Origin of the sequence: Domibacillus indicus, assembly GCF_023715895.1 — a bacterium.
GTDB classification, from domain to species: Bacteria; Bacillota; Bacilli; order Bacillales; family Domibacillaceae; genus Domibacillus; species Domibacillus indicus_A.
In genome coordinates this window covers 1-258 of the sequence record NZ_JAMBOO010000125.1, presented here as the reverse complement: position 1 = coordinate 258, position 258 = coordinate 1, and the positions used below count along the sequence as shown (strand labels likewise).

The window sequence follows — 258 nt, the reverse complement described above, 5'->3', positions numbered from 1 at the left end:
AAGTTCGAGTCTTGCCTGCGGAGCCAATCTGGGGAAGTACTCAAGAGGCTGAAGAGGCGCCCCTGCTAAGGGTGTAGGTCGGGTAACCGGCGCGAGGGTTCAAATCCCTCCTTCTCCGCCAGATTTTACTTTTAAGGCCCCTTGGTCAAGCGGTTAAGACACCGCCCTTTCACGGCGGTAACACGGGTTCGAATCCCGTAGGGGTCACCATTTTGGAGGATTAGCTCAGCTGGGAGAGCATCTGCCTTACAAGCAGAG

At 55.8% G+C, this 258-nt stretch carries 2 tRNA genes; both read left to right on the top strand.

The features are described from left to right. Positions 1 to 30: 30 nt before the first annotated feature. A tRNA-Ser gene (locus tag M3221_RS25930) sits at positions 31 to 121 on the top strand. Between the two features lie 14 nt (positions 122 to 135). Continuing rightward, positions 136 to 210 (top strand) — tRNA-Glu (locus M3221_RS25925). Positions 211 to 258 lie beyond the last annotated feature (48 nt).